Source organism: Afipia sp. P52-10 (genome assembly GCF_000516555.1).
Taxonomy (GTDB): Bacteria; Pseudomonadota; Alphaproteobacteria; order Rhizobiales; family Xanthobacteraceae; genus P52-10.
In genome coordinates, this window is the sequence record NZ_AZSJ01000003.1 from 2,719,843 (window position 1) to 2,735,405 (window position 15,563).

At 59.9% G+C, this 15,563-nt stretch carries 13 protein-coding genes and 1 riboswitch; of the genes, 6 read left to right on the forward strand and 7 right to left on the reverse strand.

Annotated features, from left to right (window positions below; all coding sequences use genetic code 11):
• Nucleotides 1-4: 4 nt before the first annotated feature.
• Nucleotides 5-184 (reverse strand): hypothetical protein, encoded by a 180-nt coding sequence (locus tag X566_RS14055; RefSeq protein WP_034467234.1) that lies wholly within the window; start codon nt 182-184, stop codon nt 5-7.
• Nucleotides 185-337: 153 nt separating this feature from the next.
• Between X566_RS14055 and X566_RS14060 the strand changes: the two genes are divergently transcribed.
• On the forward strand, nt 338-1,537 hold the full coding sequence (locus X566_RS14060; protein ID WP_034467236.1) for a CaiB/BaiF CoA-transferase family protein: 1,200 nt from the start codon (nt 338-340) through the stop codon (nt 1,535-1,537).
• A gap of 248 nt (nt 1,538-1,785) precedes the next feature.
• Here the strand turns inward: X566_RS14060 and X566_RS14065 are convergent, their stop codons facing one another.
• The 5 genes from X566_RS14065 to X566_RS24730 all read right to left on the reverse strand — a co-directional run bounded on the left by X566_RS14065 (nt 1,786) and on the right by X566_RS24730 (nt 5,892).
• Complete coding sequence (locus X566_RS14065) at nt 1,786-2,580, reverse strand: enoyl-CoA hydratase/isomerase family protein (RefSeq protein ID WP_034467238.1); 795 nt, start codon at nt 2,578-2,580, stop codon at nt 1,786-1,788.
• On the reverse strand, nt 2,577-3,392 hold the full coding sequence (locus tag X566_RS14070; RefSeq protein WP_244434752.1) for a nitroreductase: 816 nt from the start codon (nt 3,390-3,392) through the stop codon (nt 2,577-2,579). The genes X566_RS14065 and X566_RS14070 overlap by 4 nt, the downstream gene beginning before the upstream one ends.
• Before the next feature lie 275 nt (nt 3,393-3,667).
• A complete protein-coding gene (locus X566_RS14075) occupies nt 3,668-4,657 on the reverse strand; it encodes a tripartite tricarboxylate transporter substrate binding protein (protein ID WP_081740185.1) in 990 nt (329 codons plus the stop codon).
• 395 nt (nt 4,658-5,052) lie between these two features.
• Nucleotides 5,053-5,586, reverse strand: coding sequence for a hypothetical protein (locus X566_RS14080; RefSeq protein WP_051444215.1), 534 nt, complete (start codon nt 5,584-5,586; stop codon nt 5,053-5,055).
• Nucleotides 5,587-5,706: 120 nt separating this feature from the next.
• On the reverse strand, nt 5,707-5,892 hold the full coding sequence (locus X566_RS24730; RefSeq protein ID WP_152539875.1) for a hypothetical protein: 186 nt from the start codon (nt 5,890-5,892) through the stop codon (nt 5,707-5,709).
• Between X566_RS24730 and X566_RS14085 the strand changes: the two genes are divergently transcribed.
• Entirely contained in the window at nt 5,882-7,039 is a 1,158-nt protein-coding gene (locus X566_RS14085; protein WP_034467246.1) for an OpgC domain-containing protein, read from the forward strand. The two genes, X566_RS24730 and X566_RS14085, sit on opposite strands and share 11 nt — an antisense overlap.
• A 597-nt stretch (nt 7,040-7,636) precedes the next feature.
• Here the strand turns inward: X566_RS14085 and X566_RS14090 are convergent.
• Nucleotides 7,637-9,781 carry a TonB-dependent siderophore receptor gene (locus X566_RS14090; protein WP_160170473.1) on the reverse strand — a complete coding sequence of 715 codons (2,145 nt, stop codon included), beginning with the start codon at nt 9,779-9,781 and terminating at the stop codon, nt 7,637-7,639.
• A 326-nt stretch (nt 9,782-10,107) separates the two neighbouring features.
• Here X566_RS14090 and X566_RS14095 point away from each other — a divergent pair, with 326 nt between their 5' ends.
• From X566_RS14095 to X566_RS14115, 4 genes are all read left to right on the forward strand, one after another.
• The gene (locus X566_RS14095; RefSeq protein WP_206538696.1) at nt 10,108-10,899 is read left to right on the forward strand and encodes a chromate transporter; all 792 of its coding nucleotides are present in this window, start codon (nt 10,108-10,110) and stop codon (nt 10,897-10,899) included.
• A gap of 2 nt (nt 10,900-10,901) precedes the next feature.
• On the forward strand, nt 10,902-11,441 hold the full coding sequence (locus X566_RS14100; RefSeq protein ID WP_034467252.1) for a chromate transporter: 540 nt from the start codon (nt 10,902-10,904) through the stop codon (nt 11,439-11,441).
• Nucleotides 11,442-11,606: 165 nt separating this feature from the next.
• Nucleotides 11,607-12,002: a cupin domain-containing protein gene (locus X566_RS14105; protein WP_034467255.1), complete on the forward strand. Its 396-nt coding sequence runs from the start codon at nt 11,607-11,609 to the stop codon at nt 12,000-12,002.
• A 934-nt stretch (nt 12,003-12,936) separates the two neighbouring features.
• Nucleotides 12,937-13,131: riboswitch (cobalamin riboswitch) on the forward strand.
• A 326-nt stretch (nt 13,132-13,457) separates the two neighbouring features.
• On the forward strand, nt 13,458-15,560 hold the full coding sequence (locus X566_RS14115) for a TonB-dependent siderophore receptor (RefSeq protein ID WP_160170474.1): 2,103 nt from the start codon (nt 13,458-13,460) through the stop codon (nt 15,558-15,560).
• Nucleotides 15,561-15,563: the final 3 nt, after the last annotated feature.

The following is a 15,563-nucleotide window of genomic DNA, read 5'->3' on the forward strand; positions in this document are numbered from 1 at the left end:
GCTATCAGGGTTCGGGTAACTTGAGGCGCTTCGGGGCATTGACCAACGCAGCAGACTGATTGTTGGGATTCCACTTCACAACAAGTTCGATGTCGGGAGCATCGCCGATGATGTCGAGGAAGGTGACGCCCGAAAATCCAGCGGCGGCGAGCGAGTGTGGAAGGAGCGATACGCCGGCACCCATTGATACGAGGCTCAGGACATGTGATTGCCAGCTAGCGGACAAACGCTGCGATCTCGTGTTTACTTGCGCGTGTTTACCTGCTCGTATTTGCTTGGCGAATCTCGGATAAATTCCGCAGGCTACGAGCTGATGGCGCATAGGAGCAACTGACCCATGAATCGTGCATTGACAGGCGTCCGCGTCATCGATCTGACAGCGGTGATCGCGGGTCCGTTGGGTACGCGGACGCTTGCCGAGTACGGCGCGGACGTCATCAAGATCGAGTCGCCGACGGGAGACGTATTGCGCGCGTCATCGCCGTCGCGCAGCCAGCAGATGGGCGCCCTGTATCTGAATCTCAATCGCAACAAGCGGTCGATCGCACTCGACCTCAAGTCGCCCCAGGCGATGGACGTGATGCGGAAGCTGATCGCCGGAGCCGATGTGCTCGCACATAATATGCGGCCTGACGCGCTGAAACGGGCCGGCCTCGACTATGAGGCGTGTAAGACGATCAATCCAAAGCTGATCCACGCAGGCATCATCGGTTTCGGTCGCGGCGGCCGTTACCGGGATCGCCCGGCCTATGACGATCTGATCCAGGCGACCAGTGGTTTTGCATCGCTGTTTTCGCGTAGCGGCGGGCCGCCGCGCTACGTGCCGATGAACATCGTCGACCGACTGACCGGCGTGACCGCCGTTCACGCCATTCTCGCGGCCTTGTTCCACCGTGAGCGCACCGGTCAGGGGCAGGCGCTGGAAATTCCAATGTTCGAAAATCTCATCGAGTTTATGCTCGGCGACCATATGAGCGGGCACTTGTTCGATCCTCCCGCAGCCCCGATGGGCAACGTCCGCGCATTATCACCGAACCGTAGGCCGTATCCGACCAAAGACGGCGCGATTTGCGTATTGCCCGGCGTCGACAAGCATTGGAAGTCGTTCTTCGAGGTCGCAGGTCTCGAGCCGCAGTATGGTAGCGATCCGCGTTTTGCCACGGCAAGCGCGCGGGCGCAGAACATCGAGGAGGCGCTTGCGCTATTAGCCAAGGCGCTGGAGACGAAGACCACGGCGGAATGGCTCGATCTGTTGACCAAGGCCGACATTCCCTGCGGGCCGGTGATGGCGCTGGAAGATCTGTACGATGATCCGCATCTGCAGGATGTCGGCTTCTTCGGTCGCTACGATCACCCGACCGAGGGCAAGATGACCATTCCGCGGCCGGCGGTGTGGATGTCGGAAACGCCGCCGCGGGTCGGGAATCTGGCTCCGCCGTTGGGTGCCGATACCCGCGCCGTACTCACCGAATGTGGCTACAGCGCGAGCGAAATCGATGCCCTGCTCGCGAGGGGTGTCGCGCGGACTGCGGAATAGCTCGGCAAAGCGCTGCTCCATGCGGTCTGGATGGCCGGCAGCATTGATGGTCGAACAAATTGATGCGCATGCTGATATTGTGTTGGCCGTCATGAGCATTCGGCGATGCCATGGACGCAGGCAGGCTTCGTGCTCATGCTGTTCGATGGATTGGTCGTAAGACGGCTGCAGGCATGATCGGGCGCGATATTCGCAGCATCGCGATCGTCCCTCCGGTGAGGGATGACGTGCCGCATCGCGACCAGCTCTCACCGTCCCTGAAAGTTCGGTTTCCGCTTCTGCAGGAACGCGTCGCGCGCTTCCTGATGATCGGAGGTCGCCCGTAATTCGGCCTGCCACTCGATTTCATTCTCGAGGGCGAGATTGAGATCGTCAAGTTCACCAGCCATCACGCGTTTGGTCAGCGCGATCGCCAGTGGAGCTGTTGTGGCGTAGCTTTGCGCTTTCTCGATGGCCCGCGCCAATGTGGCTCCTTTGGCGACAACCTCATCGGCAAGCCCGATGTGGTGCGCTTCTTCGGCTGAAACGGTGCGCGCTGTCAGCAGCAAGTCGCGCGCTTTGGCATGGCCGACACGATGGGGCAATGACCACAGCAGCCCGCAATCGGCGGCAAGGCCGATCTTGCCGAAGGATGCAACAAAACGAGCGTCGTCCGCAGCGATGACATAGTCGCACGCGGCCGCTAGCGACATGCCGGCCCCCGCCGCATGGCCCTCGACGGCCGCGACCACGGGCTTCGGACCTGCCGCAATGAAACGAACCGAATCGTGCAAAGCCTTCATTCGCGTGAGGGAATATTCGCGTGGCGTGATGCCTGGAGGCGGTTTCATCTGCGAGATGTCGCCACCGGCGCAGAACGTCTGCGCCGCTCCCGTCAGTACGATCGCCCGGCATGCCGGGTTGGCGAGATACTTCTCGAATGCGGCCCGCAATCCAAACCGGATTTCGGTGGAAAGCGCATTCTTTCGCGCCGGAGCATTCAAGGTGAGAACGGCGACGCCGTTCTCCAAGGTGCCGATAACGTTGTTGGCTGTATCGTTCATAGCCCGTCGAATCCTATCATCGTGGCAAACGTGTCGAGGTCTTCCCGGCTGGTTCTATATCCGTTCATGGGAGACGTTTCGTCAGCGTAACCGAGCGACATTCCGGCGAACAGCATGAGGTCATCAGGTAGTTCGAGGAAGCGTCGAATGGTTTTCGGCCAATAGGCCCAGACCTCCTGCGGGCAGGTTGCAAGTCCCCGCTCGGTCGCGAGAAGCATCAATGTCTGCATGTACATACCGACATCGGACCATTGTGGCGGTCCGACACGGCGGTCGAGGCAGAAGAATAATCCGGCCGGGGCGCCGAAGAAGCGGAAATTGTGTTCTTCAAGGATGGCTTGGCCGTTTGCTTCGCGGCCGATGCCAAGAGCGTGATAGCGTTGCTCGCCTGCCTTGCTGCGGCGGCTGCGCAAAGGCTCCCACAGATTGCGCGGGTAGATATCATATTCGGGGGTCTCGCGTTCGTTGCGGGACAACTTGTCGGCGATCTCCGCGACAAACGCATTAAGTGGCGCGCCACTGAGAACATAGATTCGCCAAGGTTGCAGATTGCCGCCGGAGGGCGCGTGCCTTGCAGTCTCCAGCAGTGAACGAACGACGTCGCCGGATACGGGATCGGGCCGGAAGGCCCGAATGGCTTGACGTTTCAGAACAGCTTCGGTCACATTCATTGAATCTAGCCCATGACAGTCGAGGATGCGAGCCGAGCAGGATGCGAGGATCGAGAATGCAATGTGCAGGCGCTTTGCTGCAGGATCAATATCTCGCGGTCCATGAGCGCACCACGACGAGCCGACCGAAACCTCACGCATGCGCAGGCGGGTTCTCGGTGCGCAACGATTGATCCGCCAGCTCCGAGAATCTCATACGAGGAATACGATAGTCGCCGACACGCATGCCGAGTGTCGAGCTTGTGTCGGGACACTGATTGATGAACGCTGCTCCGTCGCAAGCTCTAGCGAACAAGCATGGTGGCGCGAAGGCCACCATGCTCATCTTGTAATGGTCGTCGTGCCGAGTGATCGCATCGGGTGCTGGCTGCCGTGATGCCGTCAACGGACGTCGCCGATCTGAGGTCGGCGGGTGATCATTCAGGTTTTACACCGAGCTCATGGAGCAGCTCCAAGAGCACTTGCGTATCGTTCTTGAAGCGAGTCTGCGCTGCGTCGAACGTGCTTGGCGATTGCAGGAAATATGTAGCCAGAACCTGCTTGACCTTGGCATCTTCGCGCGCCTGGTAGAGGAGGTCGGAAAATTTCTTGACGATCTCCGGTGGCGTTCCGGTCGGCACCGCGAAGGCCGTGAACGCACGGACGCCAAGGTACTTGCCGCGAGCACCTTGTTCAACCAACGTCGCCACATCCGGATGCGGCGGCAGCCGATCGCCGGTCACGCCGATGAGTTTACCCCGTCCGGATTGAAGCACCGGTAGGGCCGCAGCGTAGCTGCCGGCTGCGGCGTCGAGCGTCTGGCTCGCGACGTCCGCCCACATCGGCGCTTCACCGCGATAGTGAACCATTTCGACCTTCAGCCCGTATTGGCGGCTGAGCGTTTCGATCAGCAGGTGTGGGGTGGAGCCGACGCCATATCCACCGAAGTTCAGCTTGTCGAGCTTCTTTGCATAATCGACGAACTCTTTCAGATTGGTCGCGCCGGTTTTTTCGGCCGCAACCAGTGGTCCGCCCAGGCCGCTGATCGTCGTCAGATAGATGAAATCCTGCTCGGGAGCGTAGGGCAGATCCTTGACCGTAACCCGGTTCTGAATCAGCGATGAAGAGATCGTACAGAGCAGCGTGTAGCCATCGGGTGCCGCACGTTTGACTTCAGTCACGCCAAGAATGCCGCCGCCGCCGCCCTTGTTCTCGACGACCACGGGCTGCCCGATATTACGCGATAGGAAATCGCCAAAGGTGCGGGCAATCAGATCGGTCTGTCCGCCAACCGGATACGGCACGATCAGGCGGATCGGCTTGGTTGGCCAGCCTTGCGCCCAGGCGTGAGTGCGCAGCGCGGGGAGCGCGATAGCGCTCGCAGTTGCGGCCATGAATCTGCGGCGTGTCAATCGAGACATAGACATCCTCCCTGAAATCCTACCAGGGCGACGCCGCGGCAGATCTTTCGCTAGTCTTTTGCAAGCACGCCTGGATGGCGAGCATTATTGCTATATGGTAAGCAAGTTAGGTTCCATCTTCAACCGATTTTCCGGGGTGGAGCGTCAGGGAAATTGCCCGCGACTTCATCGAAGACGCAAGAGGAAAGCGCAAAAGCATAACGCTCGTGCCTATATGAGCGTATCTCGGATTTGCGAGAGCGCAGTATTCAAGTGTTCACAGCGCATCGTCGCGGGCGAGTTTCGATGTTTGCGAAGCAATCTGCATCACTTCTGTCGTATCGGTGCTGGGCAGAATTGGCTGTAGGCTGCGGCGATCAAAGAGCTTGCAAGATTCACCGTGTCGTCCGTTCAGCGCTAGTTCACATGATCGTATCGAACAGCCGGAGGATCCATACGATCTGATAGATCAGCGCCAATGCAACGAAGGCGACGTGAAATCTCCGGTCGCTGACGAAGATTGCCGCGATGCTGGCTGCGACGAGCAAGGGTGTTCGGATCAGGTACTCGTTGCCGAAGTGTGCGAAATGAGCTTTCCCCTTCAATAGCGTGTCGATGACATCGAGCAGGTAGACCACGGCCAGCAGGCCGAAGAACCACGCACGGCGTGAGTAGAAGTAATCTTCGTAGCTGTGATAGCCCTGCATCGATTCCGGGAAGAGCATTGCACATAGAAGAAAGAGGATGATCGAGTAGCCGATCAGAAAAACGTACTTGCCGAAGGTCCAGCTCTCGATTCGGTAGAGGCCGAATTCCCACCACCAAAAATGCACGAGCATGAGCAGCGTGAATGCGACCCATGCGAGATGAACGGCATAGAGCTTGTACTGTGTCGGGTGCTGGACGATGCGGGCCGCGCCAGACAGAAGCCGTGTGACGCCGAGGCCGATGATCATTCCGATGACGATACGGACGTGCGGGAAAACGTCGTGGATCGCGGCGATCTTCTGTTCCAACTGCCAGTTCCAGCTTTGATCTATCGGATCTGTTCATATGAACGGCATCTGCCTGAAAACTCAAGAAAGCGAAAGCTGTTGTCCGCTGTTGGTGCCGCTTTCATCCCAATCGAACTCGTCATTGTTGCGGCTCGTCCGTTGTGCTTTTCCTCGCGACGTCGGCATGGCATGGTCTTGGTTGATAGACTCAAGAAGGGCGCCGCCGATCGACGAAGACGGACGGCAGGGGGAAGCGATGACGATCAAGGCCGTGCTGCCGCCGAAAGTCCGCGACTATCGGCTAGACCTGCTGCGAGGGTTCGCGAACTGGGCGATCTTTCTCGATCATATCCCGAATAACATCGTCAACTGGCTGACTCAGCGCAACTATGGATTCAGCGACGCCGCCGACATGTTCGTCTTCATCTCCGGATACACGGCCTCGTTTGTATATGCGCGCATGATGCTCGACCGCGGCTTCATTGTCGGCGGGACGCGTCTGATCAAGCGCGCCTGGCAGATCTATGTCGCCCACATTGTTCTTTTCGTGATCTATATCGCTGAGATCGGTTATCTCGCACAGCGTTATCGGGATCCCAATCTCCAGAATGAATTCAATGTCGCGGGCTTTTTGGACAACCCGTCGCAGACGTTGTTCGAGGGGCTTATCCTGGCGTTCAAGCCGGTCAATATGGATGTGTTGCCGCTCTACATTCTCCTGATGGCGCTCTATCCGGTGGTGTTGTGGGTGATGTTGCGGCGGCCGAACCTGACGCTCGCTGCATCGTTCCTGCTGTATCTTGCAGCGCGCCACTATGGCTGGAATCTTGCCGCGTATCCAAGCGGAAGCTGGTATTTCAATCCATTCTGCTGGCAGTTCTACTTCATCTTTGGTGGCTGGTTCGCGCTCGGCGGAGCCGGCACGCTGATGCCATTGATCCGCTCCCGCGGTTTACTCGTGTTCGCGACCCTCTATCTCGTCTTCGCACTGGTCATGACGATGGCGGGCCGCTTTCCCGAACTCGCAGGTCTGATGCCGACGTGGCTGTACGATGCGTTCAATCCGAACGACAAGACCAATCTCGCGCCCTATCGCCTGCTGCATTTCATGATCCTGGCATTCCTGATCACGCGCTTCATGCCACGCGACTGGTCGGGGCTGCAGTGGCCTGTATTCCGACCTGTCATCGTCTGTGGCCAACAATCGCTCGAGGTGTTCTGCGCAGGTATCTTCCTCGCAGTCATTGCTCACCTGATCCTCGTCGAGGTGTCGAGCAGCGTCGGGATGCAGATTCTGGTCAGCGTGGTCGGGATCGCATTGATGACGGTGCTTGCCTACTATCGATCCTGGTCCAAGCGGGTGGAGAAGGCGCCGGTCAAGAAGCCTGCCGACACTGAACGCGCTCCTGGATGATGGTCGCGCCGGATAAAACATACGGGATCGGGGCAGAGGGTCAGTACCAAAGGAATGACCGCGGTTCAGCCGGAGGCTCCTGTTGGACGGGATCACAAGTCCAACAAGCGTGCGGCTGCTTTACGATGTTCATTGTCTAGCAATGATGCTCTACTGCGGTCTGGACCGGCTAGCGGATGGAGCGGTACGTGCGTAAGAAGTTCGCCCTGGTGTTTTGCGTGTTCGCCCTTGCCTCGACAATGGGCGGGTGCACGAAGTGCGGGTTCTTCTGGGATGACTGGAAACAACAGAAGAGCTGTCGCTGAGCGGACTTAATAGGCTCGCTGGCTGGACCGCTTCCGGTCCAGCCGTTTCGAGATCTCCGTCATCCCTGCCGGATGCTGAGAATGCTTTCCGAGTAGCGGCTCGCAAAGGCGCGGGCCTGCAGATCTCGACTGCAAAACAACCTGCAGGCCCTGCCGCGCAATTGAAATCGGGCTGTATTTCCCCAGCCTCCCTGCACGGGTGCCTTAGCTTGCCAGCATTCGGGTGACCTCGCCTCACCCATCTGGGGGAGGAGGCGGGCTGAGACCCGTGGCCAAGCTTTCTCCTCCGCGGCTACCAACGATACCGCACGCTGGCGATCACCTTCCGGCCCTGGTCGAAATAGCAATAGCCTGCGCTGCAGGTCTGATTGATTTCGTTGAGTAGATTTTGCGCGCTGACCTGGATGCGCATGCCCTTGAGCTGCGCATTGATGTTCTCAAGGTCGTAACGGACCGAGCCATCGACGAAGGTGCGCGGAACGTTATCCAGAATCGGTCGGTTCAGATTGTCTCCCATGCTGGCACCGACATAGCGAACGCCGGCACCAAGCCCGAGGCCGCGTGCCCAGCCATCTTGCACGGTATAGTCAAGCCAGAACGAGGCCGTGTGATATGGCACACTGGTCAATCGGTTGCCGATCGTGTCCGGCGTCAGTCGTGCGATCCGCGCATCGTTGTAGGAGTACGACGCCTGCACGCTGAGGCCATTGGCAAGCGACGCCACGCCTTCGATCTCGAAGCCCTTTGAACGGAGGCCGAGCTGTGTCTGCTTGTTGATGCCTTCGACCACCTCGTACACGACGGCATCGTCCTGCCGAAGATCGAACACCGCCGCACGGATCGATGCGTTCTGACCTGGTAGGTTATACTTGACGCCGATCTCGCCTTGCTTGCCTTTGGTCGGTGCTGCGACATTGCCGTCGAGCAGTGTCCCGGGATTAGGAACAAAGGACGTGCCGTAGCTGATGTAAGGAACGATGCCGAGCGCACTCACATAGGCGAGGGCAGCGCGGCCGGTTGCCTGGCCGTCCTTGCTGTGGACTTCCAGCGGACTTGAGCCGGTGCGATTGTAATCGCTGCTCAGCCAATCGTAGCGTCCGCCGACAGTCAGCCGCCAGTTCTGCCACTTCATTTGATCCTGGGTGTAGAGCCCCATCGTCGTCATTGTCTGGCGATACCAGTTCTGGAAGGCGGGATCTTGCCCGACGGGAACGACTCCGAAGCCGTCGGCAGAGCGGTATCCGAGATGATTGAAGTCGATGCCGGTGAGCAGCGTGTGTTCGATTGCTCCGGTGCGCAACCGCGTTTCCAGCATCGTATCGACCAATGTGCCTGAATTGGTTTCGCGCACCAGCCCGGCACCGCCGCCGAACCAATAGGGTTCGCGCTGCGACAGATCGGAATAGCGTGCGCGCTGGCGCAGCGTGAACATGTCGCTGAAGGTGTGCTCGAATTCGTATCCGAGTCGCCATTGCTTTTGCTCGAACGCGTTGTAACGCCCGTCGCCAGCGAATTGCTTGGTCGCGCCGATCGAGCGGCCATCGGGCCCGTAGTTATTGATGTAGGCAACCGTGCCGCCGGTGGTCGAGTCCATGTACTCGCTGAGCAAGGTGAACTTGGTGTCGGCGTTCGGCCGCCACGTCAGCGCCGGCGCGATGAACGTGCGGTTGTCCTTCACGGCGCTGCCGAGGTTGGTATTTGCATCGCGTACCAGGCCAGTCAGACGATAGAGCAGCGTCTGGTCGGCATTGACCGGACCTGAAAGATCGAAATTGCCCTGCACGCGGTTGTAGGATCCGGTCTGAAGTTCGACCTCATGGAAAGGAACGGCGGTGGGACGCTTCGAGATCAAATCGACGATGCCGCCGGTGCTGCTGGCGCCGTAAATTGCGGCCGCCGGCCCGCGTAGGACGGTGATCGATTCGAGACCATAAGGCTCAAGCCGGAACAGGCCGTTCGGACTGTTCGCCTGCCGCAGCCCGTCGCGGAAGATGCCGGAATAGGTCACATCGACGCCGCGGATCATGAATGAATCGTATCGGGGGTCGAATCCGAAGGCGCCGACCTGCACACCGGGCGTGTAGCTGACGCTTTCGATCAGAGAGGTTGGCTTGCGCTGCTCGAGCTGCGTTTGCGTCACGGTGGAAACCGACTGCGGTGTTTCCACGAGCGGCGTGCTGGTTTTGTTGGCGCTGCGCTCCGCCGTGGTGACGTAGCCGCTCTGCGTCGTCACGTCGGTTGCAGCAGCCGGAGCGGAAGGGGCGGTGGCTGGTGCGACAGGGCGGGCCGTGCGAACGGCGCGGCGTGGCGCCTGGGCTGGCCGTTGCGGTTTCGAGCGGGCCGCTTGTACGTTGACGGTCGGCAGCTCGTCGGGTGTGCTTTGTGCGCTCGCCATATGATTGATGGTCATCAGCGAAGTGACGAGCGCAGTCGTCACCAACAGCTCGGTGAATCTTACGCGCGTAGGCGCTCGCAACGTCGTCTTGGCTTGAATGTATTCCATTGTCCGCATCAGAGCCCTTTCATTGGAGCGGGCCTTATGCAGATGCTGGCAGACACAGAGCAAGAAAAAACCACATGTATTCAGTATCTTAGAGTAAGAATAAAGAAAAAGAACGGCCGGCTGTCTTCAAGGCGGGTCCATAGGAGTCCGGAATGTCTTGCGGTCATCGGTTTCCGATGGGAGCGGCACGCATTCCATTTGCTATCGGTTCTGTCAGGATGCCCCCTCGGTCCATATCTTTCGACGGCGGTGTTTGACGCGTGCTGACGACACACGCTGTTTCCACGATTTCGCGCGCTCAAAAAAGGGCTGCAACGCTGCGCTATTGCGTTGGTTCTTGTGGCGTGTATGGCGCGCTGGTACGCTTTACTGCGTTCGTGGCCGGGAATCATCGCGTATGCGGTGCTCGCCGCAAAGCTGATGATCGCATCATCCATAATAACAGACGCGTGCAGCCCGCTGCGCCGCGCCGATCTGAAACGCCGAGGCATCAGCAGGGCATGGACAGTTCCACAAGCAGGCCGACCGCGACCGAGCTGTTTTTGATCTTCATGCGGATTGGCTTGACGAGCTTTGGCGGTGGGCTCAGCGGCTGGTTGTTCAGAGAGTTCGTTCAGGCCCGGCGCTGGATCTCCGAAGAGGAGTTCTTGAGCGGCCTGGCGATCTGCCAGACGCTTCCGGGCATCAATGTTTCGAATATGGCGATCTGGATCGGCTACAGGCTGCTGGGAGCCACCGGGGCAATCGCTAGTCTGATTGGCATCATCGTTCCTCCGGCAATCCTGATCATCCTTCTGGCGGTGGTGTTCTCCTCGCTGACCGAGATCCCGTTGTTTCATGCGGCGCTGGTGGGCGCGTCAGCGGCGGCGATCGGGTTGTCGCTGTCGATGGGGATCACAGCCGCTCGGCGGCTTCCCCGCAAGGTGGTGCCGTTATCGATCTCCGCTGCGACGTTTGCGGCGATTGGCGTATTTCATCTTCCGCTGATCTGGGTGGTACTGCTGGCCGGATCCGTCAGCATTGCTCTTACCTTTCTGCTCCATCAGTCCTGACAATGCCGTCGCTTCTCACGAGCCTGCTGCTGATCTTCGTGCCCTTGTCGTTCGTGACGATCGGCGGTGGCCAAACCATCGTTGCCGACGTGCATCGTCAGGTCGTCGATGTCCATCACTGGATGACGGCCTCGCAGTTTCTCGACCTGTTCGCGATCTCGCGGATGGCGCCGGGGCCGGGGTCGCTGCTGGTGACGCTGATCGGCTGGCAAGTCTCGGGATTGGCAGGTGCGATCGTCGCCACCTTCGCGATCTTCACTCCGACCGCGATCATGACATTCTGTATCGCCCGGATCTGGCAGCGCACGCGCGGCGCCAGGTGGCAGGTCATCGTGGAGGCCGGTTTGCGGCCGATCGCGGTCGGCACGATTCTCGCGTCCGTGTACGTGCTGTTGCAAGCGCTCGATGGCGGGTGGCTTGCGAAGGCGATTGCGCTTGCGTCCACCGCCATCCTGCTGGCGACCCCGGTCAATCCGCTGCTCCTGCTCTTCGGCGGCGGCTTGACGTTTGTTGCAGTACAGACGCTCATGCCCATGGTCTGAGCTGAATAACGCAAGGACTGGAACGGATGGGTCTCTCGGCGTGTTGATTGCGGCTCGCGCGGCCGCCATGCGCTTGCCGCGACTGGCGGCCTTGTCATGATCGCGCTAGCTAGAATCACAGCCGCGCAGCGGCCTGCGGCTGGAACAGAGGAAGGAAGCCACACCATGGAGATCACGCGAAATGGTTCGCAGCCGTCGCGCAAGGGGCCGGCGGAATACTTCACCGGCACGGTGCGGATCGATCCGCTGTTCCAGGCTGCGGCTCCCGCGCGGGTCGGTGGTGCGAACGTAACGTTTGAGCCTGGCGCGCGCACTGCTTGGCACACCCATCCGCTCGGGCAGACCTTGATCGTCACAGCCGGTTGCGGCTGGGTCCAGCGTGAAGGCGGTCCAGTGGAAGAGGTCCGGCCAGGCGACGTGGTCTGGTTTCCGCCTGGCGAGAAACACTGGCACGGTGCGACGCCGACGACGGCGATGACGCATGTCGCCATTCATGAAACCCTCGACGGCAAGAACGTCGATTGGCTGGACAAGGTCAGCGACGAGCAATACCGGCGCTGATCGCGCTCATGCGCCGAGCCTCCAGCGGGGATGCCGAGGCATTCGTCGATCAGTTTGCGCACCCGCGCGTATATGATGACAGGCTGTTCGGATCGAGAGCCATCGCGGAGCCTTGATTGAGGCACTGTATAGTCCGCTCGCTGAACGAATCCAGGTTCGGTTGGGCGACGACATTTGGCGTCGGACTGACGATCTGCGTTTGCGGTGACGGCTGTGACAGCGGAGAGGGTTGGGGCAGCGGGATCGGCTGTACCACACCCGTTGACGATGATGTCTGGGCTATCGCAGGACCGCCCAAAAGCGCTGATATTGTCATGCCGGCAAACAATAGCCGTGGCATCGGGATTGGCGTGAGCATGGTGACCTCCGTCCGTTCGAAGAGAAGCCTTGATCGAGGCGCATTGAAGGTGGTCCTCTACTGTGTCGAAACGGCGAAGCCATCCGTGCCGCAAAGCCAACTTATCGTGAAGCGCGTTTGCCTGGTTGGACTCATCTATATTTGATGCTTGCCAATCGCTAGCGCGTTCGTCGCCGGTCTATGCTGAAGTGACGGGGTGCGGTGCCGCATGGGTGTCGTCCGCGTGGTGTGCTCGGTCCTGGAGCGGATAAGGATGACAATGTTGCGATCGATGTCTTTGGTTATCGTTCGGCGCAGCGCTTGTGTTCGCCGCCTTTGATCCGGCGCTGGCTCGCGGTGACCGCGATCATGGGATGGCGTCCTTGCATGCGACAGCCGGTCATGGCGCGCATGCAGGGCGGAGCGGCGGTCGCCACGGCAACGGCCCATACACGCAGCCGTCGTCCGAAGAATTCGACAGCCTACTTTCGAGCAAGCTCAAGAGCATCGGCCGCGGCTGCTGATAGTCGCAAGGGGCTATCCCGACTTTGTCCCACAGGCCGCTGGCCTGTCGATTGACAAGCCATGCAGCGGCTACGTACTGTGCAAACCGACGGTTCCCGCAAGGGATTAATCGGGAATGCGGTGCGGAGCTTGCCTCCAAAGCCGCGGCTGCCCCCGCAACTGTAAGCGGCGAGTGTCTTGCCTTGAATGCCACTGGATTTCATCCGGGAAGGCGGCAGGAGCGACGACCCGCGAGCCAGGAGACCTGCCGTCAGCCATGGTCGCGCGCGGGCGTATCGGTCGGGGTGAATCGATGCGGGCTTTCTCTCTTCGGCATTTGTGTATGCCTGGAAGACGGCCTCTCGCGGTGACGTGTCACGTTTGCCGCGGGTGGGCCTTGTCTCGTTTGTTTGCACGAACATGAATGGTTGTCCGTCTTGCGGTGTCCGCGTGTGGGTTGAGCCATGCGCGGAGAGGATCGCGGAACCTGTCTGACGTAAGGGCCGTCTGACGCAGGTTGTGCGCTTGGGGTTGGAAGATCAATGAGTTGTAAGAGACCTGTGGGTTTGCGGGGCGTTACTTCGCGCATGCTAACGTCGGCAGCGCTGGCGGCCATGCTCACGAGTCCAGTGCTGGCGCAGCGCGCGAGCGAACAGTTGCCGCCGCTGGTGGTTGATAGCGATGCGGTTCGTGACGACAGCAAGGGCTATGTCGTCCGCCGCACCGACACGGCAACCAAGACCGATACGCCGCTGTTGAAGCTGCCGCGGTCGGTCTCCACTGTGACCGCGAAAGAGGTTGAGGACCGCGGTGCGCAGACGGTGCAGGAGGCGTTGAATTACACTGCGGGCGTGAGCACCTATTTTCGCCAAGGCAATCTCACGCGCGAATACAATCGCGTGCGCGGGTTCGAGGCGTTTCAGTTTCTCGACGGGCTGAAGCTGCATGACAGCAGCTGGGGTTATGAGGTTTACGGCTTGGAGCGCGTCGATGTGCTGAAGGGACCGGCCTCCACCCTGTATGGCCAGGGCAGCCCCGGCGGCCTGATCAATCTCACCAGCAAGCGGCCGACCGATACACCGTTTCGCGAGTTCATGCTGCGCACCGGCAGCTACGGACGTCTCGAAGGTGGTTTCGACGTCGGCGGGCCGGTGAATGCAGATAAATCGGTGCTATATCGGCTGGTGGGGCTTGGCCGGTTCGGCGACGGTCAGATCGATTACACCCGCAACGAGCGGGTCTATTTTGCGCCATCGGTGACGGTGCGCAACGACCAGACCAGCCTCACCATTCTCGCGCACTACCAGTACGATCCGAAGCTGACGGTGCTGCAGCCCTTGCCGCGGGTCGGCACCATTCTGCCCGGTGCGAATGGTCAATACATTTCGCGCAAGTTGTTCCTGGGTGAACCGGCCTATCACAACACCTCGAAGGAAACGGCCCGGATCGGCTACGAGTTCAATCATCGCTTCAATGAGGTGTTCTCGTTCCAGCAGAATCTAGCCTATCAGAACATCGACATTCAGCTCAAGGAGGTGCAGAGCCGCGGCGCGCTGGTTGGCAACAGTGTGGTGAGGCAGATGACCTATCAGCCGTACCAGATCGATCTGTTCCAGGTCGATAACCGGCTGAAGGCGGACTTCAACACCGGGCCGTTCCGGCATCACATGCTGTTCGGCGTCGATTACTCGCTCTCGCCGAACGACCAGGGCACGGCGGTCAATCGTGCCTCGCAATATCTCCTGAACCTCTATGACCCCGTCTACGGTCAACCGCTCGCTGCCAATTCGCTCACCCAGAAGCGCTATCAGGTGCAGCGTCAGACTGGCATCTATGTGCAGGATCGAATCGAGGTCGGCGGCTTCACGGTGATCGGCGGCGTACGCGGGGACTGGGCCAGCCTCGACCAAAAGACGAAGGTGCTGAACACGGCCACCGGCCAGTTCAGTGAACCGGACTGGACGCCGAAACGCGACCGCGCCTCGACTGTTCATGGCGGTCTTATTTACGCGTTTCAGTCCGGAGTGGCCCCCTATGTGAGCTACTCGGAATCGTTTGCACCGGTCTCCGGTGCGGACGTCACGGGTAAGCCGTTCGATCCGAGCACCGGCGAGCAAATCGAGGCCGGTATCCGGTATCTGCCACCGCACTTGAACCTGCTCGTCAGCGGTGCGGTGTTCGATATCACCCAGCGCAATCTTTTGACCGTAGACCTGAAGAATCCCGGATTTGCCGTGCAGACCCAGGAAATCCGTGCGCGGGGGGCGGAGATCGAGTTCAAGACCACGAACCTGCATGGGTTCAATGTCGTCGCTGGTTACATTTACCTCGATCCGACCGTGACCAAGACCAACACCGCGGGTGGTGTCGGCAAGGATCCGGCAGGCATGGCGCGGCATCAGGCATCGCTGTGGGGCACGTACACGTTCGATGACGCCACCACGTTGAAGGGCCTGACTGTCGGCGGCGGCGTCCGTTATGTCGGTGCCTCGTTCGGCGATGCGCTGAATACGTTTGCGGTGCCGTCGTTTACGTTGTTCGATGCGACGCTTCGCTATCAGCTTGGCGTGCTCACGGCGTCGCTGGCTGGCTGGGATGTCTCGATCAACGCCAAGAACATTGCCGACAAGCGTTATGTCGGTGTGTGCGAGGATGCATTGAACTGCTACTACGGGGCAGGGCGCATCATCGAAGGCGCCGTGCGCGTGCGCTTCTGAGGC

Coding starts and splice junctions, on each gene's coding strand:
- X566_RS14055 (WP_034467234.1), bottom strand. CDS start 184: ATGGGTGCCGGCGTATCGCTCCTTCCACACTCGCTCGCCGCCGCTGGA.
- X566_RS14060 (WP_034467236.1), top strand. CDS start 338: ATGAATCGTGCATTGACAGGCGTCCGCGTCATCGATCTGACAGCGGTG.
- X566_RS14065 (WP_034467238.1), bottom strand. CDS start 2,580: ATGAACGATACAGCCAACAACGTTATCGGCACCTTGGAGAACGGCGTC.
- X566_RS14070 (WP_244434752.1), bottom strand. CDS start 3,392: ATGCGTGAGGTTTCGGTCGGCTCGTCGTGGTGCGCTCATGGACCGCGA.
- X566_RS14075 (WP_081740185.1), bottom strand. CDS start 4,657: ATGTCTATGTCTCGATTGACACGCCGCAGATTCATGGCCGCAACTGCG.
- X566_RS14080 (WP_051444215.1), bottom strand. CDS start 5,586: ATGATCATCGGCCTCGGCGTCACACGGCTTCTGTCTGGCGCGGCCCGC.
- X566_RS14085 (WP_034467246.1), top strand. CDS start 5,882: ATGACGATCAAGGCCGTGCTGCCGCCGAAAGTCCGCGACTATCGGCTA.
- X566_RS14100 (WP_034467252.1), top strand. CDS start 10,902: ATGCCGTCGCTTCTCACGAGCCTGCTGCTGATCTTCGTGCCCTTGTCG.
- X566_RS14105 (WP_034467255.1), top strand. CDS start 11,607: ATGGAGATCACGCGAAATGGTTCGCAGCCGTCGCGCAAGGGGCCGGCG.
- X566_RS14115 (WP_160170474.1), top strand. CDS start 13,458: ATGCTCACGAGTCCAGTGCTGGCGCAGCGCGCGAGCGAACAGTTGCCG.